Source organism: Oricola cellulosilytica, assembly GCF_019966575.1.
Classification (GTDB): Bacteria; Pseudomonadota; Alphaproteobacteria; order Rhizobiales; family Rhizobiaceae; genus Oricola; species Oricola cellulosilytica.
Genome location: NZ_JAINFK010000002.1, coordinates 504,130 through 526,011, shown reverse-complemented (window position 1 = coordinate 526,011; position 21,882 = coordinate 504,130). Strand labels below are relative to the sequence as shown.

Annotated in this window: 25 protein-coding genes and 1 tRNA gene; 11 read left to right on the top strand and 15 right to left on the bottom strand. The window is 62.2% G+C overall.

Annotation, left to right across the window (positions count from 1 at the left end):
- Positions 1–23: 23 nt before the first annotated feature.
- From LC298_RS07235 to gndA, 3 genes are all read right to left on the bottom strand, one after another.
- Positions 24–419 (bottom strand): hypothetical protein, encoded by a 396-nt coding sequence (locus LC298_RS07235; protein WP_131567718.1) that lies wholly within the window; start codon positions 417–419, stop codon positions 24–26.
- 20 nt (positions 420–439) lie between these two features.
- On the bottom strand, positions 440–2,113 hold the full coding sequence (locus LC298_RS07230) for a peroxidase family protein (protein ID WP_158284735.1): 1,674 nt from the start codon (positions 2,111–2,113) through the stop codon (positions 440–442).
- Between the two features lie 242 nt (positions 2,114–2,355).
- Positions 2,356–3,780, bottom strand: a complete 1,425-nt coding sequence (gndA, locus tag LC298_RS07225; protein WP_428977554.1) for an NADP-dependent phosphogluconate dehydrogenase — start codon at positions 3,778–3,780, stop codon at positions 2,356–2,358.
- A gap of 139 nt (positions 3,781–3,919) precedes the next feature.
- On the opposite strand from gndA, the gene LC298_RS07220 reads away from it, so the two are divergent.
- The gene (locus tag LC298_RS07220) at positions 3,920–4,783 is read left to right on the top strand and encodes an NAD(P)-dependent oxidoreductase (RefSeq protein WP_131567723.1); all 864 of its coding nucleotides are present in this window, start codon (positions 3,920–3,922) and stop codon (positions 4,781–4,783) included.
- On the opposite strand, the gene LC298_RS07215 is transcribed toward LC298_RS07220, so the two are convergent.
- Positions 4,773–5,909, bottom strand: a complete 1,137-nt coding sequence (locus LC298_RS07215; protein WP_131567725.1) for an anhydro-N-acetylmuramic acid kinase — start codon at positions 5,907–5,909, stop codon at positions 4,773–4,775. The two genes, LC298_RS07220 and LC298_RS07215, sit on opposite strands and share 11 nt — an antisense overlap.
- Positions 5,910–6,033: 124 nt before the next feature.
- Positions 6,034–6,110, bottom strand: a tRNA-Pro gene (locus tag LC298_RS07210).
- Between the two features lie 180 nt (positions 6,111–6,290).
- Here LC298_RS07210 and LC298_RS07205 point away from each other — a divergent pair.
- Entirely contained in the window at positions 6,291–7,805 is a 1,515-nt protein-coding gene (locus LC298_RS07205) for a phosphomannomutase/phosphoglucomutase (RefSeq protein ID WP_131567726.1), read from the top strand.
- A gap of 39 nt (positions 7,806–7,844) precedes the next feature.
- Here the strand turns inward: LC298_RS07205 and LC298_RS07200 are convergent, their stop codons facing one another.
- Positions 7,845–8,270: a GFA family protein gene (locus LC298_RS07200; protein ID WP_131567728.1), complete on the bottom strand. Its 426-nt coding sequence runs from the start codon at positions 8,268–8,270 to the stop codon at positions 7,845–7,847.
- A gap of 28 nt (positions 8,271–8,298) precedes the next feature.
- A complete protein-coding gene (locus LC298_RS07195) occupies positions 8,299–9,036 on the bottom strand; it encodes a DUF3750 domain-containing protein (protein WP_131567730.1) in 738 nt (245 codons plus the stop codon).
- 110 nt (positions 9,037–9,146) lie between these two features.
- On the opposite strand from LC298_RS07195, the gene LC298_RS07190 reads away from it, so the two are divergent.
- Complete coding sequence (locus LC298_RS07190; RefSeq protein ID WP_131567732.1) at positions 9,147–10,157, top strand: asparaginase; 1,011 nt, start codon at positions 9,147–9,149, stop codon at positions 10,155–10,157.
- A 4-nt stretch (positions 10,158–10,161) separates the two neighbouring features.
- Here the strand turns inward: LC298_RS07190 and LC298_RS07185 are convergent, their stop codons facing one another.
- Together LC298_RS07185 and LC298_RS07180 are read right to left on the bottom strand one after the other, a co-directional pair.
- Positions 10,162–11,535, bottom strand: coding sequence for a TIGR03808 family TAT-translocated repetitive protein (locus tag LC298_RS07185; RefSeq protein WP_131567734.1), 1,374 nt, complete (start codon positions 11,533–11,535; stop codon positions 10,162–10,164).
- Positions 11,536–11,627: 92 nt separating this feature from the next.
- Positions 11,628–11,972, bottom strand: coding sequence for a DUF2267 domain-containing protein (locus tag LC298_RS07180; protein ID WP_158284736.1), 345 nt, complete (start codon positions 11,970–11,972; stop codon positions 11,628–11,630).
- Between the two features lie 151 nt (positions 11,973–12,123).
- Here LC298_RS07180 and LC298_RS07175 point away from each other — a divergent pair, with 151 nt between their 5' ends.
- Positions 12,124–13,743: a helicase HerA-like domain-containing protein gene (locus tag LC298_RS07175; protein WP_131567738.1), complete on the top strand. Its 1,620-nt coding sequence runs from the start codon at positions 12,124–12,126 to the stop codon at positions 13,741–13,743.
- Between the two features lie 70 nt (positions 13,744–13,813).
- Here the strand turns inward: LC298_RS07175 and LC298_RS07170 are convergent, their stop codons facing one another.
- Positions 13,814–14,539 carry a L,D-transpeptidase gene (locus LC298_RS07170; RefSeq protein WP_131567740.1) on the bottom strand — a complete coding sequence of 242 codons (726 nt, stop codon included), beginning with the start codon at positions 14,537–14,539 and terminating at the stop codon, positions 13,814–13,816.
- Positions 14,540–14,727: 188 nt separating this feature from the next.
- Complete coding sequence (locus LC298_RS07165; protein WP_131567742.1) at positions 14,728–15,378, bottom strand: haloacid dehalogenase type II; 651 nt, start codon at positions 15,376–15,378, stop codon at positions 14,728–14,730.
- Positions 15,379–15,521: 143 nt separating this feature from the next.
- On the opposite strand from LC298_RS07165, the gene LC298_RS07160 reads away from it, so the two are divergent.
- From LC298_RS07160 to LC298_RS07145, 4 genes are all read left to right on the top strand, one after another.
- Positions 15,522–16,388 (top strand): branched-chain amino acid aminotransferase, encoded by an 867-nt coding sequence (locus tag LC298_RS07160; protein ID WP_131567744.1) that lies wholly within the window; start codon positions 15,522–15,524, stop codon positions 16,386–16,388.
- A gap of 132 nt (positions 16,389–16,520) precedes the next feature.
- Positions 16,521–17,123, top strand: coding sequence for a superoxide dismutase (locus tag LC298_RS07155; protein ID WP_131567746.1), 603 nt, complete (start codon positions 16,521–16,523; stop codon positions 17,121–17,123).
- Positions 17,124–17,304: 181 nt separating this feature from the next.
- Positions 17,305–17,754, top strand: coding sequence for a c-type cytochrome (locus LC298_RS07150; RefSeq protein ID WP_223385575.1), 450 nt, complete (start codon positions 17,305–17,307; stop codon positions 17,752–17,754).
- A 115-nt stretch (positions 17,755–17,869) separates the two neighbouring features.
- Positions 17,870–18,688: a c-type cytochrome gene (locus LC298_RS07145; protein ID WP_223385574.1), complete on the top strand. Its 819-nt coding sequence runs from the start codon at positions 17,870–17,872 to the stop codon at positions 18,686–18,688.
- Between the two features lie 85 nt (positions 18,689–18,773).
- Here the strand turns inward: LC298_RS07145 and LC298_RS07140 are convergent, their stop codons facing one another.
- Positions 18,774–19,199 carry a GNAT family N-acetyltransferase gene (locus LC298_RS07140; RefSeq protein ID WP_131567750.1) on the bottom strand — a complete coding sequence of 142 codons (426 nt, stop codon included), beginning with the start codon at positions 19,197–19,199 and terminating at the stop codon, positions 18,774–18,776.
- 51 nt (positions 19,200–19,250) lie between these two features.
- Entirely contained in the window at positions 19,251–19,571 is a 321-nt protein-coding gene (locus LC298_RS07135) for a hypothetical protein (RefSeq protein WP_131567752.1), read from the bottom strand.
- Between the two features lie 198 nt (positions 19,572–19,769).
- On the opposite strand from LC298_RS07135, the gene trxC reads away from it, so the two are divergent.
- From trxC to LC298_RS07120, 3 genes are all read left to right on the top strand, one after another.
- Complete coding sequence (gene trxC, locus LC298_RS07130) at positions 19,770–20,207, top strand: thioredoxin TrxC (RefSeq protein WP_131567754.1); 438 nt, start codon at positions 19,770–19,772, stop codon at positions 20,205–20,207.
- A 150-nt stretch (positions 20,208–20,357) separates the two neighbouring features.
- The gene (locus LC298_RS07125) at positions 20,358–20,939 is read left to right on the top strand and encodes a TetR/AcrR family transcriptional regulator (protein WP_131567756.1); all 582 of its coding nucleotides are present in this window, start codon (positions 20,358–20,360) and stop codon (positions 20,937–20,939) included.
- A gap of 15 nt (positions 20,940–20,954) precedes the next feature.
- A complete protein-coding gene (locus LC298_RS07120) occupies positions 20,955–21,260 on the top strand; it encodes a YciI family protein (protein WP_131567758.1) in 306 nt (101 codons plus the stop codon).
- A 6-nt stretch (positions 21,261–21,266) separates the two neighbouring features.
- Here LC298_RS07120 and LC298_RS07115 read toward each other — a convergent pair whose 3' ends face one another.
- Together LC298_RS07115 and LC298_RS07110 are read right to left on the bottom strand one after the other, a co-directional pair.
- Positions 21,267–21,434 carry a hypothetical protein gene (locus tag LC298_RS07115; RefSeq protein WP_158284737.1) on the bottom strand — a complete coding sequence of 56 codons (168 nt, stop codon included), beginning with the start codon at positions 21,432–21,434 and terminating at the stop codon, positions 21,267–21,269.
- Complete coding sequence (locus LC298_RS07110; RefSeq protein WP_131567760.1) at positions 21,434–21,805, bottom strand: flavodoxin domain-containing protein; 372 nt, start codon at positions 21,803–21,805, stop codon at positions 21,434–21,436. The genes LC298_RS07115 and LC298_RS07110 overlap by 1 nt, the downstream gene beginning before the upstream one ends.
- Between the last annotated feature and the right edge of the window lie 77 nt (positions 21,806–21,882).

Here is a 21,882-nt window from a genome sequence, read left to right as displayed (position 1 = left end):
TGACGGGCTGGCGCGGCCGATGCCTATCTGCACTGGCCGAAGGTGTAATCACCCACCCGGAAATAGAACATCTCGAGCGCATCGAGCGCATCCTCATCCCCCATAATCTGGCTGCGATACTCGTCCGGGAGAGGGTAGGGACCCTCGCTTTCCGAGTATTCCTCGATCCGGCTCCGCATCAACTCGGCAGGCGGGAGAACGATGTAGAGCGCCTCGTCGCGGCTGACGAACCGGATTTGCTTGCCGGAGGTCGTGAAATTCTCGAGTTCAATCCCGTGCGCCGCGAGAAGCTGAAGCGCATCCTCGTTGTTCTCCGGTTTTGGAACATTGCCAAGCGCCAGGTCGATTATCAGCCGCCCCGCCGCCTCGCGATCGCTCATCGTCATCTCGATGGGGGCCGGTGAGTCCGAATGTGTCATGTCCTGTCCTTCCTTCCTCGTTAAGCCATTGTTTGGGAGCCTGGCCGTCCCGCTCTCCTTTCCGTGTGTTCGGCGTCGACATAGCGGATGATGCCCCGCATGGTCGCAGGATGGGTTTCTCCAAATATCTGCCGCTTCCAGAAGCCGAGTTGCCGCGGCGGTTGCTCGGCGGCACGGTCCAGCAGCGAAAACAGGATGTCGGCGATGATGGCCGAACCGAGCGCGCCAAGCCGGCGGCCGCCATTTTGCACTTCAGCCTCGCGCAGCAGATACCATTCCAGGGGGGTGTCATCCGCCAACGCGCCGATAGCGTCGAAATCGGCTTCCTGGAGCGGGTTCTTGATGCTGGCGCCGTACATGCCACGAAGTCCGGAGCGATCGTCGCCAATCAGTTCCGAGCGGCTGAGATGTGGCACCCCGAACATCGCGGCCAGGTACTGGCTGTTGGGCAGGCCCCGCAGATACCCCCTCGCCAGATCGCGGAAGGGCACGCCGCCGAGCCGCTCGTAGAGGCTCCGAACACCCTCCAGGTCCGCCGGTTGGAGCGATTTGCCGGAATAGAGCGCCCGCGCGATGGCCGGACGGATCCGCCGGCTGGCGATGACAGGCTCGTGGTCGTCGGCGGCGAAGAATCGATCCAGATCGACCAGCCAGTCGTTGGTTACCGGCTGTCCCGCGACGTTTTGCGGATTGTGCACGTTCGCGCGCCGGAAGCTCATCACCGTGGCCAGCGAGACCGGCTGCGGCTGGACGCCGTTTATTTCGTAAACCGGCTGTGCCATCGCGTGGCCGATGCGCATGGCGCCAAGCCAGAATTCCGACGGCAGCGGCGTCGTGGGGTCTATCGCGAGGCGTTTTGCATAGAAGTGCTCGCCGCGGGCTTGCGCCTTCTGCTGGACCATCCACGTGCGCGGCTCGAGGATGTGGCTCAGGTAATCGTTACGCACTATGTGGCGATAGGTGTCGATCACAACCATTCGCGCAATCTCGAATACCTCCTTGCCGGGACGGATATCGGATTGGCCTGCCACTTCCGCGCACACCTTGTTGTGAAAACGGTGAAACAGCACGCAGATCTGCGAGAGGATGAGGTTGTTGTCGTTGCGCGGGTCGCCGATCAGGCGGTCGGCCGGGCATCGGCCCTGCGGATCCTTTTCGGGCACTTCGGACGAGCTGGTCGCCTCGGGGCATAGAGAAAGGCCGGGCAGATCCATCGCGACGGGATCAGCCGAGGCTGATGGATGCTTGCTGCCGGTGTCGGGGCCCCTGTAAGCCCGGCCCGAGGTTTTGCCCATCCGCAGTAGACACCTTTCATCGGCGTCCTTGGCCCATGCGTAGATTATCGGAGACCGTTCGGGCCCGCCCCTGTACAGGCAGTCCAGATCAAGGGCAGGCGAGGCAAAAGGGCGTTCGTGTTCCTCGCGCTGGCCGGCAAGATCGGCGGTGTTGTTGAAGATCACGTCGTGCGCGATCAGTTGTCCGAGATAGGTATAGCCGGCGGGGACGTCGGGATTATTGGAGTCGGGGCCGACGAACATTCCGTCGAGCGCCATTTTCCTGGCAAGGCGCTGCAGGACCTCAAGAACAAGTTCGGCTTTCGGCTTGCCGCGCCTTTCAGCCTCCATGCCGAGACGCCACCCGAATATCCCCTCTGTGGGGGGCGTTTCCCCGCTAAGATAGAAAACCGGGCTCATCAGCTGCTGGACCGGTTCGTTATATCCGTACGTCCTGGATGAAAAAGAAGCCCCGTGCGCCATTCGGCCGCCTCCACTCGAAAAGCGAATGGAGGAAGGGTATTCAAGCTGCGTGATTTCTCCGTGAATTCGGTCGAAGTTGCGGCGGTAAGGCTACTTCCTGTCGTATGTTTCCACAGTTCCGGTCACCGGCTCCGTCCCAATCTCTGCACAACGGACAGGGCTGCAGGCGCTCGGGCTGCTCAACCGCTCGCGCCCCATGGTCCGTGATACTGGCCTGGCCGATCGATCCGTTCGAAACCGTGCGCCCCGAAGAAATCGCGCTGGGCCTGGATCAGGTTGGCGGTCGAGCGTTCCGTGCGCATGATGTCGAAGTAGGCGAGGCCGGCGGTCAGTGCGGGCATCGGAAGGCCGTTCTGCGCCGCAGCCGCGACCGTCGTGCGAAGCGCCGGATGCTTGGCCTTCAGCAGGTATGAGAAGAAATCGGCGAACATCAGGTTCCTGTCGGGATTGGCCTCGAGCGCCGTCGCCATATCGTTGAGCATCGACGAGCGGATGATGCATCCGGCCCGCCAGACCCTTGCGATATCGGGCAGCGGCAATGCCCAGCCGAATTCGGCGGAAGCGCGTGCGATCATGGTGAAACCCTGCGCGTAGCAGACGATCTTTCCGGCGATCAGCGCTGCCTCGAGGTCGTCGATCGACAAGGCTCCATTCTCCAGAACCCGCGGCGCGGCGCCGAAGATCCTTTCGCCTTCGGCCCGCACCTCCGACGCCGCCGACATATTGCGTGCCGCAACCGCCGCCTCGATGGCCGTAACCGGAGCCGCCAGGTGCTGGGCCTCGATAGCCGTCCACCGGCCGGTACCTTTCTGGCCCGCCCGGTCGGCGATGATATCGAGGACAGGATTTCCGGTTTCCGGATCCGAAGCCTCCCCGATCCGAGCTGAAATCTCGACCAGGTAGGATTTCAGCAGACCCTCGTTCCAGCGCGCGAAGACCTGGCCGCATTGCGGCGCCGACATGCCCATTCCGTCGCGCATGACGCCGTAGACTTCCGCGATCATCTGCATGTCGGCATATTCGATGCCGTTGTGCACGGTCTTGACGAAATGTCCGGCGCCACCTTCGCCCATCCACGTTGCACACGGCGTGCCTTCATATCGCGCTGCGATCGCCTCGAAAATCGGGGCCACGCGATCCCAGGCCTCCCTCGGCCCTCCTGCCATGATGGACGGGCCGTGGCGGGCGCCTTCCGCACCGCCCGAGACGCCGATGCCGAGGAAGAGCTCGCCGTTCGTTGCCGCCTCGACCGCACGTCGGTTGGTGTCGTGAAAATTCGCGTTGCCGGCGTCGATGATCATGTCGCCGTCCTCGATCAGGGGGCGCAACGCGGCGACTTGCTCGTCCACCACGGGTCCGGCGGGAACCATCAGGATGATCGCGCGTGGCGGTTCGATCGCCGCGACAAGCTGCTCGAGCGTCTCGCACGCGACGATCCGTTTCGCCAGCGGTCCTGCGGCGCGGGCGAATTCGTGCGTTGTCTCGGTCGTGCGATTGAAGATCGCGACCGGCACGCTGTTCTCGGCGATATTGAGCGCCAGATTGGAACCCATGGTCCCAAGGCCAATCAGGCCGATCCCTGCTTTGGCTGCATCTGTCAAAATTCCTGACTCCTTATCGACGGAAACGGTTCCCCGAGCTTGGTGGCGGCGATAAACACTGAACACGAATAGTGCAATTTTGACGCGAACGGAATTCGCCGGGCCATCCGGACTGGCGCGGGCGCGATGGGGAGGAAGAGCCATGAAGATCGCGTTTCTGGGAACCGGCCTGATGGGTGCGCCGATGGCGCGGCGGCTGGCGCAAGCAGGCAACGAACTGCGGTTGTGGAACCGCTCGCGCGAGAAGGCGGAGGCGCTCGCCGACGTGGCATCGGTGCACGGCAGCCCGGCCGAAGCGGCGGAGGGCGTCGAGGTGGTGGTATCGATGCTGTTCGATGGCGCGTCGACCGAGGCGGTCCTGAAGGACGCGGGCGCGATCGAGGCCGCCGCTCCCGGAGCGCTGATCGTCAATATGGCGTCCACGGAACCCGAGCGCGACCGCAGCCTTGCCGCCTGGACCCGCGATACCGGGCGCGATTTTCTCGATTGTCCCGTGTCCGGCGGGGTGGTCGGGGCGGAACAGGGCACACTCGTGATCTTCGCCGGCGGCGAGAAAGACGTCTTCGAGAACGCCAAGGATGTGTTCGTTCCGATGGGCCGGGCGACATGGCTCGGACCCTCGGGAGCGGGGCAGGTCGCCAAACTCGCCAATCAGCTGATTGTCGGAGCCGCCATTGGGGCTGTCGCCGAGGCGTTCATTCTGGCCGAGCGGGCCGGATGCGACCTGAAGAGCCTGCACGCGGCGCTCCGGGGTGGCTTTGCCGACAGCCGGATACTCGAACTGCACGGCAAGCGGATGATCGCGCGCGATTTTACGCCCGGCGGGAAAACTACCGCGCAACTGAAGGACCTGCGCAATGTGATGGCGCAGGCGGAGACGTCCGGCTTGCGGCTTCCGATTGCGGCGCAAACCGAGGCGGCATTCGCGGATCTGGTCGAGAACCGGGACGGGGCGGACCTCGACCATTCCGCCTATTTCCGCTGGCTTGAGCTGATCAACCGATAGGCGTCGAGCCTGGCGCGGAGGCAAGCACGCCACCGGTCTTCGGCTCTTCGACCCCGGTTGTGTGCGGGTAGCTGATCGGCAGGCGCCACACCGACCGCATTGCGAGATAGGCAAAGCATTCGGCTTCGACCGCATCGCCGCGCAGGCCCACCGCTTCGGCTGGAACCGCCTCGACCCCGGCGCGCTCTGCGATGTCCCGCATCATGGTGGGGTTCCTGCGCCCGCCGCCGCAAACGACCAACCGCGTCGGGCGGCGCGGCAATAGATCTAGCGCCCGTCCGACGGCGCCGGCAGTGAATGCGGTCAGGAGCGCCGCACCGTCGGGCAGGTTCATTCCGTCCGCCATCGAAGCCGGAAAGTCGAAGCGGTCCAGTGACTTGGGGTAGGGGGCCGAGAGATAGGGGTGGTCCAGGAGCGCCTGCAATCGGGTTTCGTCGACCCTCCCGCCCGCGGCGGTCTTCCCGTCGACGTCCATGTCGGCGCCGCCATGCCGCCCGATCCAGTCATTGACGGGCGCGTTGGCGGGGCCGGTGTCGAACGCAATCATCTCGTCGCCGTCGCACCACGTGACGTTCGCCACACCACCGAGATTGAGGATCGCGGTGTCGGCGCCCGCGCCGATCTTCTTCAGCATCGCCCGGTGATAGACGGGCGAGAGCGGCGCGCCCTGGCCGCCGGCCGCCATGTCGGCGGAGCGGAAATCGTAAACGACGTTCGTGCCGGTGATCGCGGCCATCCGGCGGCCGTCGCCCAGTTGGCGCGTTCGGCCAGGTATGCCGTTCTTCGGCGCGGAATGCAGCACCGTCTGTCCGTGAAATCCGACGACCGCTATGTCCGATGCCGCATATCCGTGTTTCTTGAGGAAATCGTTCACCGCATGGGATTGCGCTTCCGTAAGGGCTTTCTCCGCCTCACGGAAGATTTCCGGCTCGGGACCGCTGAATTGCCATTCGCGCGCCGCCTGGAGCGTCCTTTCGAGAAGGTCGCGAATGCCGGGAGGGTAGGGGGCGAGCTCCCACGGTCCGAAAGCCTCGATCGCCTGGCCATCCGTTTTGACCATCGCGATGTCGATATTGCCGTCGAGGACGGTCCCGGTCATCAGGCCGATAGCCCATGCTGCCTGCATCTGCGTTCGTCTCCCCTCCCGCAATTATCATTGATGGAACGTTTGTCGTGTATTGCAGGTTCGACCCGCGGGCGAAACACCGCAAGCAGTGCCGCTGGGTAAGTGCAGTTTGTTGAGGGGATTTTGGTCGGAGTGGCAGGATTTGAACCTGCGACCCCCTCGTCCCGAACGAGGTGCGCTACCAGGCTGCGCTACACTCCGTGACCAAGCGGTTGCGGTCTATAACGCCCCACACTCCTTCCCGCAAGCCGGAGATTTGGATGTTTCGACGTTTTCGCTCCGCCCGTGACACGTAAGGAAGATGTCAACCCGGATCAGCGATAACTCTCCCTCCACGGCTGCCTGCACTACGCCGGAGAACGACCAAACGGAAGGCGAAAGATGAAGCCGAGCACTGACCTGTCGCCGAATAGTTTTGAATTCGAGACCCGGCCGCTCGTCAAGCCGACGGGATTCCGCGAATACGATGCGCGCTGGTGGTTCGGGCATCCGGCTTCCGGCAAGCCGCCGGAACTGAACCTGCTCGGCGTGCAGGCGCTCGGCATGGGGCTCGGCACGCTGATCCGCCGGCTCGGCGCCGGGCCGGATATCGTCATCGGTCACGATTTCCGCTCCTACTCGCTTGGCATCAAGCTGGCGCTGGCGCAGGGGCTGATGGCGGCAGGCGCCCATGTCCGGGATATCGGACTGGCCCTGTCTCCGATGGCCTATTTTGCCCAGTTCGCGCTCGACTGCCCGTCCGTCGCCATGGTGACCGCCTCGCATAACGAGAACGGCTGGACCGGCGTCAAGATGGGCTGCGAGCGGCCTCTGACCTTCGGCCCCGACGAAATGGCGCAACTGCGCGACATTGTGCTTGGCGGCGATTTCGACCTGACCGGCGGCGGCACCTATGAGGCGGTCGAAGGTTTCCGGAATCGATATATCGACGATCTCGTCGAAGGCGTTGAAATAAAACGAAAACTGAAAGTCGTCGCGGCCTGCGGCAACGGCACGGCGGGCGCGTTCGCGCCGCAGGCGCTGGAGCGCATCGGCTGCGAGGTGATCCCGCTCGACACTGAGCTGGATTTCGATTTCCCGCGCTACAATCCGAACCCGGAAGACATGGAGATGCTGCACGCCATCCGCGATCATGTGCTGGAGACCGGCGCCGACGTGGGTCTCGGCTTCGATGGCGACGGCGACCGCTGCGGCGTGGTCGACAACGAGGGCAACGAGATCTTCGCCGACAAGGTGGGCGTGATGCTCGGTCGCGACATTTCGGGCGTGTATCCGGCCTCGAATTTCGTTGTCGACGTGAAGTCGACCGGCCTGTTCATGACCGATCCGGTGCTGAAGGAAAACGGCGCCGTCACCGACTACTGGAAGACGGGCCACTCCTACATCAAGCGACGCGTCAAGGAACTGGGCGCGGTCGCCGGTTTCGAGAAGTCCGGGCACTTCCTCTTCAACCCGCCGATCGGCCGCGGCTACGATGACGGGCTGGTGACGGCTATCGCCGTCTGCCAGATGCTCGACCGCAATCCGCGAAAATCGATGGCCGAACTCTACCGCGACCTGCCGCTGACCTACGGTTCGCCGACCATGTCGCCGCACTGCGCCGACGAGGTGAAATACGAGGTGGTGGACCGGGTGGTGAAGCGGTTCGAGGCGATGAAGGCGGCAGGCGAGAAGATCGCCGGGCAGGGGATCGCCGACCTGGTGACGGTTAACGGGGTGCGGGTCGTCGCCGATGACGGCACCTGGGGGCTGGTGCGCGCCTCGTCGAACAAGCCGGAACTGGTCGTCGTCGTCGAAAGCCCGGTGTCGGAGGAACGCAAGATCGCAATGTTCCGGGCCGTCGACGCGGTGCTGCGCGAGAACGAGGAAGTGGGCGAGTACAACCAGTCGATCTGATGGGCCTCGCTGCAGCCGCCTGTTGTCGGGGCAGCCCTGTCACTCCAATGCGGGAGCGTAGAGGGCGATCACCTCCGCCGCCGTCATCTTCCTCGTTTCATTGGCAAAATCGTAGAAGTCCGGCTTGCGGTCCGTGAACACCTGAAGCGACATGCGCAGCTTCGACTGGTCGTCGAACAGGCCGGCCGCCATCTGGTGATCCCCGCTGTCGACGAGGTGATAGAAAAGGTTGGAGCCGCACTTCGTGCAAAAGCCGCGTTCGGCCCAGTCCGACGACCGAATCCGGCCGATATTGTCCTGGTTTTCGAACGTCACGGCTTCGCAATTGAGCGACATGAACGGCCCCGCCGACCATCGGCGGCACATGTCGCAGTGGCAAACGGAGACTCTGGGCCTGCTGGCGGTCGCGTCAAAACTGACTGCGCCGCAGAGGCACCGTCCGCTCAGTTCCAGTTTCTCGCCCATCGGTCCTCCATTGGTTGCAGTCCGTGCGCTAAAACCCCACCCTGCCGAACGCCGGTATCTTGAGGGCAGGGTGCAGGATATCGATCCCCGCCGTCTGGCCGAGCAGATGAATTTCGAACCCGCTACGCAGACCCGCGGAGAGACCGGCGAGACCGAAAAGGGACAAATGGACGTCCCTCCCGTCCGGGTCGACGGAGAAGAAGTCCCCGCCGGGAAGATAATCGCGGCCAACCGCGTTCGGCGGGAGAACCGCTCCCAATTCCGGCACCTCGCGCAGCACGTGGGCGACGAAACTGTTGGAGTTCGGGCCGGGCCAGATGCGGTAGTCACCATTGTTGGAATGGGGATAGGAGGCGATGGCGGTCCGTATGCGGGGCATCGCCCGCGCGGCTTTGTCACCCGTCAGTTTTGCGACGATCCAGGGCTTGTTCGAATACCAGGCAGCGTCGGCGTCATAGCCGTCGCGGCGGATCGGGCTGCCCCAGCCCACCTTGTCGTATCGCGTGTGATGCGTGGCGCCGCGTTCCCTAACCACGATCCAGCTATGAACGGAGAACGCTCCCTTGAAGCCACCTGTGCGTGCCGACAGGACATAGATTGCCGCATCTTCGCTGGTCACCGGATCGGGCAGTAAGCCGGTCGCCGACCAGTCGGCCGAGCGCCAGGAGGATGGCCGGTCGACGGTTGACCACCACGCAGCCGCGCCCGCCATCGGCGCAAGGAAGGCGAGCAGGATAAATACGGCAATAAACCTGATCATACGCATCGGAATTGGTACCGAACTGGTGTAGCGGTGTCCGCTGGCCGGAAACATAGTCGGGCGAGGAGAATAAGAATGCAATCGCGGATGCAACCGAGGACAGGCGAAGAGGCACGATGACGGCAAATCCGGTACTGGTTGAATCGACGCGCGGCGGTGTGGTCGAAACGCGGCACAGGGGGGCAATAGCCGTGTGCGACGCCGACGGCGGTGTCGTGTGGTCGGCCGGCAAGATCGACGACCTCGTCTTTCCGCGCTCCGCCGCAAAGCTGGTCCAGGCGCTTCCGCTGGTCGAGAGCGGTGCAGCCGACCGCTACGGTCTGACGGATCGGGAGCTGGCGCTTGCCTGCGCCTCCCATTCGTCCGAGGAGGATCATGTCGCCACGGCGAAGTCGATGCTCGAGAAAGCAGGTTTGTCGGAGAGCAATCTCGAATGCGGAACGCACTGGCCACTGTTCAACCATAAGCACCTGATCGACTTCGCCGGCGCAGGAAAGAAGCCGAACCAGTTGCACAACAACTGTTCGGGCAAGCATGCCGGATTCCTTTGCGCCTGTGCCCACCAGGGTATCGAAACCGAGGGTTATGTCGGGCGCGACCACGCCATCCAGCGCCAGGTAAAGGCGGCCCTGGAGGACCTCACCGGGACACAGATTGGTGAAGCCCAGTGCGGCGTCGACGGCTGTTCCATCCCGACATATGCGGTACCCTTGCGTTCACTGGCGCACGGCTTTGCCAAAGCGGCGACGGGCCACGGACTCGGCAAGGACCGCGCGGTGGCTGCCAGACGGCTGATGGCGGCATGCATGGAGCATCCGTGGTACGTGGCGGGAACGAAACGCTTCTGCACTGAGGTCATGGAAGCGGGCGAGGGCTGCATCTTCGCTAAGACGGGAGCCGATGGGGTTTACGCCGCCGCAATCCCCGAAATGGGACTCGGCCTCGCCATCAAATGCACTGACGGATCGGGCCCGGCGACAGAGATTATGCTGGCATCGGCGCTAGCGCGGCTGTTCGATGAGGCCGATGCGCGTTACGAGCAGCTGCAGGCGATGACATCCCGCAGGATCAGGAACTGGAACGGCACCGAGGTCGGCGAAATGCGGGCGGTTTACAAGCCGGACTGATCGGTCACGTCGCCGTGTTGTCGGCCACCGTGACGTTGGCCGGGGCGGCGGCCGGATCACGGGCGAGGTCGGGGCCGAGCGGCTCGCCCCACGCATGCGCCACGATCGCCGCCTCGCGCGCCGACACGACATTGCCGCGGATCAGCGCCCGGCCGGCGCCCTCGGCCGCCGACACGCCGATGCCGTAGCGGGCGTCGCGCACGGTGTTGGCCGATATGACCACGTCGCGCAGGAATGGCCCCCAGCCGGCATTGATGCCGAAAAGTGGCGCGCCTTCGATGATGTTGCCGGTAACCGTCGCGTCGGCCTCGACGGCGATGCCGGTGCCGAAGCCCGGCGCGTCGGGAACATAGGGACCGGTAGCGACAAGGTTGCGGACGATGTTGCCGCTGACTGTCCCCGCGCGCCCGCCATGGTCGAAATTCGTCACCGAGATACCGTTGGCGGCACCGTCCACAAGGTTGTTGGCGATCACCGCGTTCTCGAAGGAGAACTCCGCATAGATGGCCGTTTCGCCGCTCGATCTACAATTGTTGCCGATGATCTGCACACCCCGCGTGGAGTTGCCGCGAATTGCGGAAAAGGCACTTCCGGAAATCATGTTGTTGGCGACGATGGTGTCGTCGGTGCGAAACAGGTTGATCGCGTTGCCCCACTGGCCCGTTCCGCCGTTCGCAGCTCCCGTGTTGGTAATGCGATTGCCGGTAACAATCGAGCCGTCACGGCCCTGCTGCCACCGGTGAATGACGACTCCTCCATTGGCACACGACTCGATGACGTTGTCGGAGATGGTGATCCCCTTGCTCTCGACTGCGAAGATCGCAAATTGCCGGGCGCCCGAGATCGCATTCTCGCGCACGCGCCCCGAACAACGCTCGAGGTAGATCGCGTGCTTGCCTGCCCCGCCGATCGTGCAGTCGTCGATGCGAATGTCCGTGACCGCCCGAAAGTCGGCGAGGCCTTCGGCATAGTCGGCCGGCCGGCGGTTGACCCCGTCAAGTGTAAGGCTCTCGAGGGTGAGGGTTCGGGCCTCCTCCGCGTGGAGAAGAAAGCCGCCGCCACCGTAGATCAGGCGGGTGCGGCCGGGAACGCCGCTTAAGGTCACGCCGGAGCGCAAGGTTATGTTCGAGAGGATATAGTCGCCCGCCGGAAGAAAAAGCGGAATTCCGTCGCGTGCCGCAGCGTCCACCATTGCCTGGAAGCGGGCGGACTGATTGTCGATCGCGCCGGGCACGACGCCGTAGTCGGTCGCGCTTCGGGTTCCGCGAAGTTGGGAAATCGCCAGAGGCGGCGGTGCCATTTGGGCTAAGGCTGTCCCAGGCACGGCGCTGGCAAGCGCAACTGTGCCAAAACGGGACAAGAATCGGCGTCTTTGCATCGAAAATGCTCCTTCGGAAAGAAAGGAGCAAGTCGTGTGCCGCACGAAAAAAGCCCGGCGCTATGGCCGGGCTCGCAGGCATTCGAACGTAATCAGACGAACTGGCTGAGCCCCGGGATCGAGGCAATCACCCGATCGACTGGCTCCTCGCCGGCGTGTTCCTTGGCATAGGCGACGGTCTCTTTCGACACGCCGGAGATCTCGCCCATGCCGAGACCGATTCCCATCAGCGCCGCACCCAATCCCATGACGCCGCCGCTGGCATCCGGCGTCTCGTCGACCACCTGCTGCGCGCCCGGCATGGCGGCCATCATCTTGGCGACATCCTCCTGCGGACCTTCCTGCTGGAGGAACCCGATGATCATGCCGACGGCCTTTTTGGCGGTATCGGCGTCGATGCCGACATTCGATGTGATACGTGCGATGAGTTCGTCCATTTTAGTCTCCAAATTTTGACGTTTACGTAATATGCGTAAAGAATGGGCCCCGTAAAGCGGGAATCGGGCGAGGGGCACGGTTTTTCTCGCCATTGCCGCCGAAGAGGGCGGTCTCTATAGACCATTCAAGACCGAGAGGGGAGAATCGAAGATGTGGGACGTGACGGACCAGGTATTTCTGGGCGCAAGCCGCAAGCCTGACGACGAGTTCCAGCGCCAGGAATTCATGGCGCTGCGCTACGCAAATCGGCACGGTCTCGTCACCGGCGCGACGGGAACCGGGAAAACGGTGACTCTGCAGATTCTCGCTGAGAGTTTTTCGAACGCGGGTGTGCCGGTCTTTTGCGCCGACGTGAAGGGCGACCTCTCGGGGATCGCGACCAAGGGCGAGGCCAAGGATTTCCTTCTCAAGCGAGCCGACAAGATCGGGCTCGATCCCTACGAGTTTCAGGAGTTCCCGGTCATCTTCTGGGACCTGTTCGGCGAAAAGGGACATCCGATCCGCACCACGATCTCCGAGATGGGACCGCTTCTCCTGTCGCGGCTGATGAACCTGACGGAAGCCCAGGAAGGTGTGCTCAACATAGCGTTCGAGATCGCCGACGAAGACGGGCTCCTTCTGCTCGACCTCAAGGACCTGCGATCGCTGCTCACCCATATCGGCGACAACGCGAAGGAGGTTTCCGCGCGCTACGGCAATGTCGCCACGGCGTCCTTGGGGGCGATCCAGCGGTCGCTTCTGGTGCTGGAGCGCGAGGGCGCCGAGTTCTTCTTCGGCGAACCGGCGCTTCGGATCGCCGACCTGATGCGCACCACCCGCGACGGAATGGGAGCGATCAACGTTCTGGCGGCCGACAAGCTGATGATGAACCCGCGTCTCTACGCGACATTTCTGCTGTGGCTGCTTTCCGAACTGTTCGAGGAACTCCCCGAGGTCGGCGACCCGGACAAGCCGAAGCTCGTCTTCTTCTTCGACGAGGCGCATCTGCTGTTTGACGAGGCGCCGAAGATTCTGATCGAACGCGTGGAGCAGGTCGTCCGGCTGATCCGCTCCAAGGGCGTCGGCGTCTTTTTCGTGACGCAGAACCCGCTCGACGTGCCGGAGAGCGTCCTATCGCAGCTCGGCAACCGCATCCAGCACGCGCTGCGCGCCTACACGCCCCGCGAACAGAAGGCGGTGAAGGTCGCGGCGGAGACGTTTCGGCCCAATCCCGATTTCGACGCCTATGAGACCATCACCCAGCTTGGCGTCGGCGAGGCCCTCGTTTCGACATTGGAGGACAAGGGCGTGCCTGGCGTCGTCCAGCGCACGCTGATCCGGCCGCCGTCATCGCGGCTGGGTCCGCTCGAGGACGGTGAGCGGCGCGAGTTCATCAAGCTGAGCCCTGTTGCCGGGCAGTACGACGAGACTGTGGATCGCGAGTCGGCGTTCGAGATGCTGGCGAAACGGGCCGAAGAGGCGACCGCCGCGGAAGAGCGCGAACAGCAGCGCGAGGAGGAGGAACATCGCGAGGACCGCCGCTCGCGCTGGACGTTGCCGGACTTCGATGATGACGATTATGACGATGATGACCGCGACGGCCGTCGCCGGCGCAGCTCCTCATCCTCGCGGCGCAAGAGTTCGAGCCGCAAGCGAAGCACGCGCCGGCGTTCCTCGGGCCGTCAGACAGTCACGGAGGCGGCGATGAAATCCCTCGCCCGCTCGGTCTCGAGCCAGCTCGGCCGTGCGCTCGTGCGCGGTATTCTCGGCAGCTTGAAGAAGGGGTTCTGAGGCAAACGAAAACGCCGGCACGAGGCCGGCGTTCATCGCGGCGGGTCGCCGCGAATTTGGCTCGGAAGGATTAGCGGACGAGCACCGGCGTATCGGTCTCCACCCGGCTGTAGAGATCGATGATATCTTGGTTGATCAGGCGCACGCAGCCGGATGAGACCGACTTGCCGATCGAGTTCCACTCCGGCGAGCCGTGGATACGGTAAAGCGTGTCGACGCCATCTTCGTACAGATAAAGGGCGCGAGCGCCGAGCGGATTGTTGATGCCCGGCTCCATTCCGCCATTATACTCACCGGTCGCCTCGTCGTAACTCACGCGGTAGGGCTCCAGGCGCGGCTCGCGGTCCACCATTTCTTCCGGCGGGAACCATTTTGGCCAGTGGCTCTTGCGCTCCACGATCGCGCGGCCGGACCATTCGAAGCCCGCCCGTCCGAGTCCGACGCCGTAACGCATCGCATTGCCGTTTGGCAGCGTGTAGTAAAGAAAGTGCGATCCCGTCTCGACAATGATCGTCCCGGGCTTTTCTCCGGTGCGGTTCGGCACGACCTGGCGGTGAAACTGTTCGGGGATCTGCTCGTAGGGAATAGCAGGTATATTGAACCCGCCGTCGCTCATTGCCGCGTACATCACCTCCTTCGGCGGAAGATCCGGCTGAAGGCCAAGACTGCCGCCGAACCGCCTTGCAGGTGTCGTGACCGGTCCCGGAACGTTGATCGTGCTGCAGGCGCTGGCAGCCAGCCCCGCTGTCAGAACAGCGGATCTGCTGAGGAATTTACGGCGCGAAATCGTATTCATTCTTTTCCCGTGACTGTTCGACAGATCCGCTGAGACGCGGAATGTCGTGGTTTCAAGGTGCCGGCACTCATGATGACGCGACCGGGTGTGGGTATGGTTTCCCTATCGTGGCGAATTTTGGTCACAATTCGCGAAAGCCCGAAATCGTTGCACAAAAGCAACTGTTTTTTGCGTTCGTGGCAAAAATGCTACAGGTCGGCGAGGCTCCCGATAACCCTGTCCGGTGTATAGGCGGGATATTCGTCCGGCTGACCGACGCGGTTGATCCAGACGGCATTGAAGCCATACCGCGCAGCCCCGGCGATGTCCCAGCGGTTCGATGACTGGAAGGAAATCGCCGGGCGCTCTACCTCGAACGTATCCGTGACCATCTGATAGACTTGGGGCGCGGTCTTGAAGGTTTTCACCGCGTCTACTGACAGAACCGCATCGAAAAGTCCGTCGAGACCGGCCGACGTCACCGCCGCACCGAGCATCTCTGTCGAGCCATTCGACAGGATGGCTGTACTGGCTCCTTCCTCGCGCAGCCGGGCGAGCACGCCGGGTACTTCCGGATAACAATCGAGCGTCCAGTAGGCCTCGAGAAGCTTTTCGCGCCAATGTGCGCCCACCCCGGGCGTTGCCGCCAACGCGTAATCGAGCGCTTCTTCGGTTAGCTTCCAGAAGTCTGTGTAGGAGCCCATCAGCGCACGCACCCATGAATATTCGAGTTGTTTCGTGCGCCATATCTCCGAAAGCTGGGGACCCTCCTCGCCGATGGAGTCGGCATGTTTGCGGACTGCCGAATGAACGTCGAACAACGTTCCGTAGGCGTCGAAGACATATGTATTCAAAGGCATTTTTCTCTTCCGGTTGCGGAGACCTTGGGCAATCGGCCCCCGCCGGTCAATAGCAGCAACCTGCGGCCGGCCCGTTCGGACATTGACGCGCAGGCCGAAATCCGGTTTGCCTGCCGCGAGAAGCACTCATCGGAGCGAATGCGATGCCCGTCGACACCTCGGCGCAAACCACCACATGGACCTATGTCGATGGCGACTGGCATGCGGGCAACATCCCGATTGTCGGTCCGCGCACCCATGCCATGTGGCTTGGATCGTCGGTCTTCGACGGCGCGCGCTGGTTCGAGGGGGTCGCGCCCGATCTCGACAGGCATGCCGCACGGGTCAACGCGTCGGCGCTGGCGCTCGGTCTCGCTCCGACGATGAGCGTCGAGGAGATTGTCGCGCTCACTTGGGACGGGCTGAAGAAGTTCGACGGCCAGACAGCGGTGTACATCCGGCCCATGTATTGGGCTGAACACGGCGGTTACATGTCGGTCCCTGCCGATCCGGAGTCGACGCGCTTCTGCCTGTGCCTCTACGAAGCTCCGATGATACCCTCCCATGGTTTCTCGGTGACCGTCTCGCCGTTCCGCCGGCCGACCGTTGAAACCATGCCGACGAATGCAAAGGCCGGTTGCCTCTATCCGAACAACGGGCGCGCCATCCTCGAGGCCAAGCAGCGAGGGTTCGACAATTGTCTGGTGCGAGACATGCTCGGCAACGTTGCCGAAACCGGTTCGTCCAACGTCTTCATGGTCAAGGACGGGGAGGTGGTCACGCCCACTCCCAACGGCACGTTTCTTTCCGGAATCACGCGCTCCCGCATCATCGGGCTGCTGGCGGAGAGCGGACACCGTGTTAGCGAAAGAACGCTGACGGTCGCTGATTTCATGGACGCCGACGAGATTTTCACTACCGGCAACCATTCGAAGGTCGTTCCCATCATCAGGATCGAGGATCGCCAACTTCAACCAGGCCCCGTCGCGGCAACCGCACGGCAGTCATATTGGGATTGGGCACACGGCTGAGTCGGCAATAAAAATACGCGTCGTTTGTTGCCGCCGGCGTCCCACACTTCTATGTGTTTCGAGATGAGCGGCTTGAACGGATCGTGTTGCCTCGCGTTGTTGTTACGAACGATTTGAAAAAGGAGAATTGTGATGGCCTTTACCCTTCCCGACCTTCCCTACGATTACGAAGCGCTTCAGCCCTATATGTCGAAGGAGACGCTGGAGTACCATCACGACAAGCACCACAAGGCCTACGTCGACAATGGCAACAAGCTGGCGGCCGAAGCCGGGATGGATGGCCTTTCGCTCGAGGAAATCGTTAAGCAGTCGCATGGGAAAAATCCCGGCCTCTTCAACAATGCCGGCCAGCACTACAACCACATTCATTTCTGGAAATGGATGAAGAAGGGCGGCGGCGGACGCGGCCTCCCGGGCAAGCTCTCTTCGGCTGTCGACAGCGATCTGGGCGGCTACGATCAGTTCCGCGCCGACTTTATCAATGCCGGCACCACGCAGTTCGGTTCGGGTTGGGCATGGCTCGCCGTGGAAAACGGCAAGCTCACCATCATGAAAACGCCCAATGGCGAGAACCCGCTTGTGCATGGCGCCAAGCCGGTGCTCGGCGTCGATGTGTGGGAGCACTCCTATTACATCGACTATCGGAACGCGCGGCCGAAATATCTCGAAGCCTTCGTCGATAACCTGATCAATTGGGACTATGTCCTTGAAATGTACGAAGACGCTACGTCCTGATCCCGTTTCCAAACGAATAGAAGCGCCGCCCCGGAAAATCCGCGGCGGCGTTCATTTTTTGTTGACGCAGTGTAACCGGCCGCTGTCTCGGCTTCACAGAACAGTGATAGGCGAAAGGGAATTAATTATCGCAGTCTGTGCGTCTTGAAGCATGTCTGATCTCTAAACCGAGGAGGTTCTTGTGAGAAAGTCCCTGTTTGTCCTGTCTATGCTTGCAGTTTCCGGTGTGACGGCCGTTGCGTCGGAAGATCCTGTGGCGACCCGCAAGGCGCTTATGCAGTCCAACGGCGCGGCTGCCGGTCTGTCAGGCGGCATGATGAAAGGCGAAATTCCGTACAACGCAGCCGCTGCCAAGGCCGCTCTGGCCTCCTTCAACGCCGCGGCCACTGCCTTCGGCGATTACTTCCCGGAGGGCAGTGACATGGACGCGAATACCACAGCTTCCCCGAAGATCTGGGAAGACATGGAGGGATTTGAGGCCGAACTCGACAAGTTCCAGACAGCCGCGGCTGCTGCGATGCAGGCAGCAGGGAAGGACGGCCCCGCCGATCTGGATGCGTTCAAGGCCGCGGCGGGCTCGGTGCTCGGGACGTGCAAGGACTGTCATGAAGGGTATCGCGTCAAGAATTAGCAGATAGCTCCTGATATTGTTCCGCAAACTCGCCCTGATTGCGCTCTTGGCCGCAATCGCGGGCGGGCTTGCATTTTTTTGGCTGACCTCCCCGAAAAGGATGGAAGCCAAAGCCATGGCCGGAATGCCCCAGGGCGTGGCGGACCGCGGAGAACTCGTATTCTGGGCCGGCGGTTGCGCATCCTGCCACGCCGCCGAGAAGGCCGAGGGCGATGACAAACTGAAATTGGGCGGCGGAGTGGTCTTGAAGACGGGGTTCGGCGATTTCATCGCGCCGAACATCTCATCGCATGCAGCGGACGGCATTGGCGCGTGGTCGCTCCAGGATTTCGCTGCTGCCATGCGCCTCGGCGTCTCGCCGGAGGGCTATCACTATTACCCGTCCTTTCCCTATGGCTCCTATGCCCGCATCAGTGACAATGACGTTGCCGATTTATGGGCATTCATGCAGACGCTCCCGGCGGTCGATAGCAAGGCGCCGGAGCATGATCTCGCATTCCCCTTCAGCGTCCGGCGCGGTATCGGTGTTTGGAAGCTGCTCTACGCCGATCCTTCGCCGGTCATCAACATTGACGGGAACGATGCGGTGCTGCTGCGCGGGCGTTATCTCGTCGAGGGACTCGGCCACTGCGGAGAGTGCCATACGCCGCGCGATTTCGCCGGAGGTCTTATCAGGGAACGCTGGCTCGCCGGCGCGCCCAATCCGGAAGGCGAGGGCCGCATTCCAAACATCACGTCCGGCGAGGGCGGTATCGGCTCGTGGAGCGTCGGCGACATCGCCTATTACCTTGAAACCGGTTTCACGCCTGATTTCGATTCCGTGGGCGGTTCGATGGTCAAGGTTCAGGAAAACATGGCGATGCTTTCGCCCGAGGACCGGGCGGCCATCGCCGCCTATCTTAAGGCGGTCCCGGAACACGCATCGGAGAAATAGCCGTCGGTAGCAAAGCGGCCCACGCCATTCGCCTGCCGCTCGTCGGCAGATTGCGCGCAGAACGTGGATTGCGAGACAAACAGTCTCAAAGGGCGGTTCTCATGAACCAGCGTCGATGATTTGCTGGAACCTGGCCGGAAACGTTTTCAAGTACACCGAACACTTCATAACCGAGCCCCGCATAAAATGCCTTGGCGGCGGGGTTTGATGTGTCAAGCCAGGCGCCATGACATCCGATAAGGCGTCCCTCTTCTTCCGCACGCTTTACAAGAGCTTGCCCCAGGCCCCTTCCGCGAAGCCTTTTCTCGACCCACAGGGTCTTGATTAGCAGCCAGCCGTAGGAGGTCGAGGCGGTGAGGCCGCCCCGAAGCGTGCCGTCGTCGCCCCGTGATGCCAGGACAATGGTTTCGTTTCTCGTTTGAGTGTTCGCGGCGGCCAGCGAGCTCAAAAGCTCGCGCTCGATGATTTTTGCGACCCGCTCCTGGTCTTCGTTCTCCACCAATGCGATCATCGCTCGGTCTTCATTTCCTCCGCAAGCGGTCTTCCGGCTGGTGCTGAGTCTTCATCCTTTGTAGCGGCAGCGCGCCTGCGACGCGCCGACGGAATATTTCGACTGCATCGTGTAGAGCCAGTTATCGCATTCCGTTGCGCTGGCGAAGCAGCGTTGGGTGGTAAATTGCCGGATCGCATCGCTGAAATTGAACTTTGACTCTTCATATCCGAGGAAGAACCCGACGAACACACCGTATGGCGCCGTAGAATAGCTGCAACGCACACCCGCCTTGGTGCTGGTCAGTGTGCGCGCCGCGGCCTCATCGACGGGCAGCGATAGCAATGCGGCGGGGAATATCACCGCAAGCGCAAGGATTGAACGAAACGGCATCTGCTTGATCTCCTGTATTCGCGTCTTCGCGCTATCCATACCTGCAAATTATGGCGTGAGTTTCTGTGCCGTCGGTCACGTCTCCGGCAATAATCAGCGATCGGCTTTTACGCGGCCGAAGCGGAGTTGACTGGAATCAACGGGGCGCTTTCTCTCTTCGCCTAGATTTAAAGAAAGAAGTAGTCCGGAGAGCCGCTCATGCCCGATCGCGTTCAAGTCGTTTGTCCCGCCTGCGCCGCAGTGAACCGGCTTCCTTCCGACCGTCCCGCCGAAAAGGCCGTCTGCGGAAGTTGCCGTGAGAAACTGTTCCAGGGCCATCCCGCGGAGGCGGATACGGCGATGTTCGACAAGCAGGTGGCGCGCTCTTCCGTGCCCATCGTGGTTGACGTCTGGGCGCCGTGGTGCGGCCCGTGCAAGATGATGGCGCCGGCCTTTGAACAGGTAGCTCGCGAAATGGAGCCGAAAGTACGCTTTCTCAAGCTGAACTCCGACAAGGAGCAGCAGGCCGCCGCAAAGCTCGGTATTCGCGGCATTCCGACAATGATCCTTTATTCCGGCGGCCGCGAGATTGCGCGTCAGTCGGGCGCGATGTCCGCCAGCCAGATCACTGGCTGGATCAGGCAGCATCTGGGATAGGCCGGCCGCGGAACGGCTTTCTGTTACGCCGCAAAACCGCTCGTTACGAACTTCCTGGCCTCAGGTTCGGCCGCCGCCGCTCTCACCTGTTGATTAATTAGGACAAATGACCTAATTCTGTTCGCGACACCAACAGGACGCCGCGCTCCCATGCCAGCCCTCTCGACACGTCAACAGATCGTGGAAAAAGCCGATGCGCTTTTCTACGCCGGCGGTTTCGAGGCTACTTCGTTTGCCGATATCGCTGCCGCGCTCGGAATCTCCCGGGGCAATTTTTACTACCACTTCAGGACCAAGGACGAGATTCTCGACGCGGTGATCGACCGCCGGATGGAAAACACCCGTGCGATGCTCGGAAACTGGGCCGAGGAGGACGATGCGCCCAAGGACCGCATCCTGTCCTTCGTTCGCATTCTCGTTACAAACCGCACCAAGATCATGGCTTTCGGATGCCCCGTCGGCACGCTCAGCACGGAACTGGCCAAGCTCGACCATGCCGCACACGGCCGCGCGGCAGAGATATTCGCGATGTACCGGGAGTGGCTGTCCGATCAGTTCCGCGCGGGTGGTCAGGGCGATCGGGCAGACTCGCTGGCGATGCACCTGCTTGGCCGGGTGCAGGGAGTGGCCGTGATGATGACCGCCTTCCCCGATGAGGACTTCATCCGCCGTGAGGTCGGGGAGATCGAAATCTGGCTCGGAACGCTGTTCGAGCCCGATATCCGCAATTGAAAGCAGGGGGTTCCGGTGTTCGTAATTTTCCTGAGATTTTCATCCAACAAGGCCGCCGCCCAGGATTATATGGCCGCGCACAATGCCTGGATTGCGCAAGGGTTCGCCGACGGAGTATTTCTCTGCGCAGGCTCGCTGGGACCGGCAGCCGGCGGCGCGGTTCTGGCTCAGGGCGAGGCACGAACGGCGCTTGAATCTCGTGTTGAAGCCGATCCTTTCGTCGCCCAGGGCGTGGTGGCGGCCGAAATCCACGAAATCGATCCCAAGCGCACAATTCCCTCGCTGGACTTCCTGAAGGGTACCGATCTGCCAGCCAGCTAGAGCCGTTCATCTTGAAATGGAATCGCCGGACTTGTTTCCAGCCTTGCCGTTCCCCCATTGCTCGACCATTTCAACAATGGGGCCGATGCTGGATCTGTCCATGTAGTTAAAACCCTTCTGTTCTTCCCTGCTCGCGACCGGATCGGGATTCTTCAATCCGCCGACGATCAGCATCAACCGGTCGTACCAGGTAAGCTCCTTCGGATTCTGACGGCCGCGCAAGGCGAAGTGCTCCACGTGGGAAACGATGTCAACCGGAAGGCTTTTCGCGATCCAGCCATCCAGCTTCGGCCCGGCCCGGCGCCCGAAACGCTGAACAGGATCGCCGGCCGGCTCATGATGCTGGCGAGATTCCTTTTCACCCATTTGTGGAACATCAGCTTGTGGTAGATGACCGGGCTGCCAAGCACCAGGAAGTCGTAATCCGACGGATTGGCGCTCTCCTCTTCCACGTCGAACGAGGGCAAGCCGGTGGCCTCGGCGATCCACTGGGCATACTGCGCGGTGCTGCCATATCTGCTCGAAAAGAAGATTACGCCTTTCATGACGATCTCCGCTTGACGTTGAGCGCCGCGCCCAGAGCGCTGCCGGTTCGCTAGCAGACAGTTTATCCTGCTCTCGC

Coding starts and splice junctions, on each gene's coding strand:
- LC298_RS07200 (WP_131567728.1), bottom strand. CDS start 8,270: ATGGGCGAGAAACTGGAACTGAGCGGACGGTGCCTCTGCGGCGCAGTC.
- LC298_RS07110 (WP_131567760.1), bottom strand. CDS start 21,805: ATGAAAGGCGTAATCTTCTTTTCGAGCAGATATGGCAGCACCGCGCAG.
- LC298_RS07125 (WP_131567756.1), top strand. CDS start 20,358: ATGCCAGCCCTCTCGACACGTCAACAGATCGTGGAAAAAGCCGATGCG.
- LC298_RS07140 (WP_131567750.1), bottom strand. CDS start 19,199: ATGATCGCATTGGTGGAGAACGAAGACCAGGAGCGGGTCGCAAAAATC.
- LC298_RS07155 (WP_131567746.1), top strand. CDS start 16,521: ATGGCCTTTACCCTTCCCGACCTTCCCTACGATTACGAAGCGCTTCAG.
- LC298_RS07220 (WP_131567723.1), top strand. CDS start 3,920: ATGAAGATCGCGTTTCTGGGAACCGGCCTGATGGGTGCGCCGATGGCG.
- LC298_RS07215 (WP_131567725.1), bottom strand. CDS start 5,909: ATGCAGGCAGCATGGGCTATCGGCCTGATGACCGGGACCGTCCTCGAC.
- LC298_RS07190 (WP_131567732.1), top strand. CDS start 9,147: ATGACGGCAAATCCGGTACTGGTTGAATCGACGCGCGGCGGTGTGGTC.
- LC298_RS07135 (WP_131567752.1), bottom strand. CDS start 19,571: ATGCCGTTTCGTTCAATCCTTGCGCTTGCGGTGATATTCCCCGCCGCA.
- LC298_RS07205 (WP_131567726.1), top strand. CDS start 6,291: ATGAAGCCGAGCACTGACCTGTCGCCGAATAGTTTTGAATTCGAGACC.
- LC298_RS07230 (WP_158284735.1), bottom strand. CDS start 2,113: ATGAGCCCGGTTTTCTATCTTAGCGGGGAAACGCCCCCCACAGAGGGG.
- LC298_RS07195 (WP_131567730.1), bottom strand. CDS start 9,036: ATGCGTATGATCAGGTTTATTGCCGTATTTATCCTGCTCGCCTTCCTT.
- LC298_RS07160 (WP_131567744.1), top strand. CDS start 15,522: ATGCCCGTCGACACCTCGGCGCAAACCACCACATGGACCTATGTCGAT.
- trxC (WP_131567754.1), top strand. CDS start 19,770: ATGCCCGATCGCGTTCAAGTCGTTTGTCCCGCCTGCGCCGCAGTGAAC.
- LC298_RS07165 (WP_131567742.1), bottom strand. CDS start 15,378: ATGCCTTTGAATACATATGTCTTCGACGCCTACGGAACGTTGTTCGAC.
- LC298_RS07115 (WP_158284737.1), bottom strand. CDS start 21,434: ATGCTGATCGTCGGCGGATTGAAGAATCCCGATCCGGTCGCGAGCAGG.
- LC298_RS07170 (WP_131567740.1), bottom strand. CDS start 14,539: ATGAATACGATTTCGCGCCGTAAATTCCTCAGCAGATCCGCTGTTCTG.
- LC298_RS07235 (WP_131567718.1), bottom strand. CDS start 419: ATGACACATTCGGACTCACCGGCCCCCATCGAGATGACGATGAGCGAT.
- LC298_RS07175 (WP_131567738.1), top strand. CDS start 12,124: ATGTGGGACGTGACGGACCAGGTATTTCTGGGCGCAAGCCGCAAGCCT.
- LC298_RS07145 (WP_223385574.1), top strand. CDS start 17,870: ATGGCCGGAATGCCCCAGGGCGTGGCGGACCGCGGAGAACTCGTATTC.
- LC298_RS07180 (WP_158284736.1), bottom strand. CDS start 11,972: ATGGACGAACTCATCGCACGTATCACATCGAATGTCGGCATCGACGCC.
- LC298_RS07185 (WP_131567734.1), bottom strand. CDS start 11,535: ATGCAAAGACGCCGATTCTTGTCCCGTTTTGGCACAGTTGCGCTTGCC.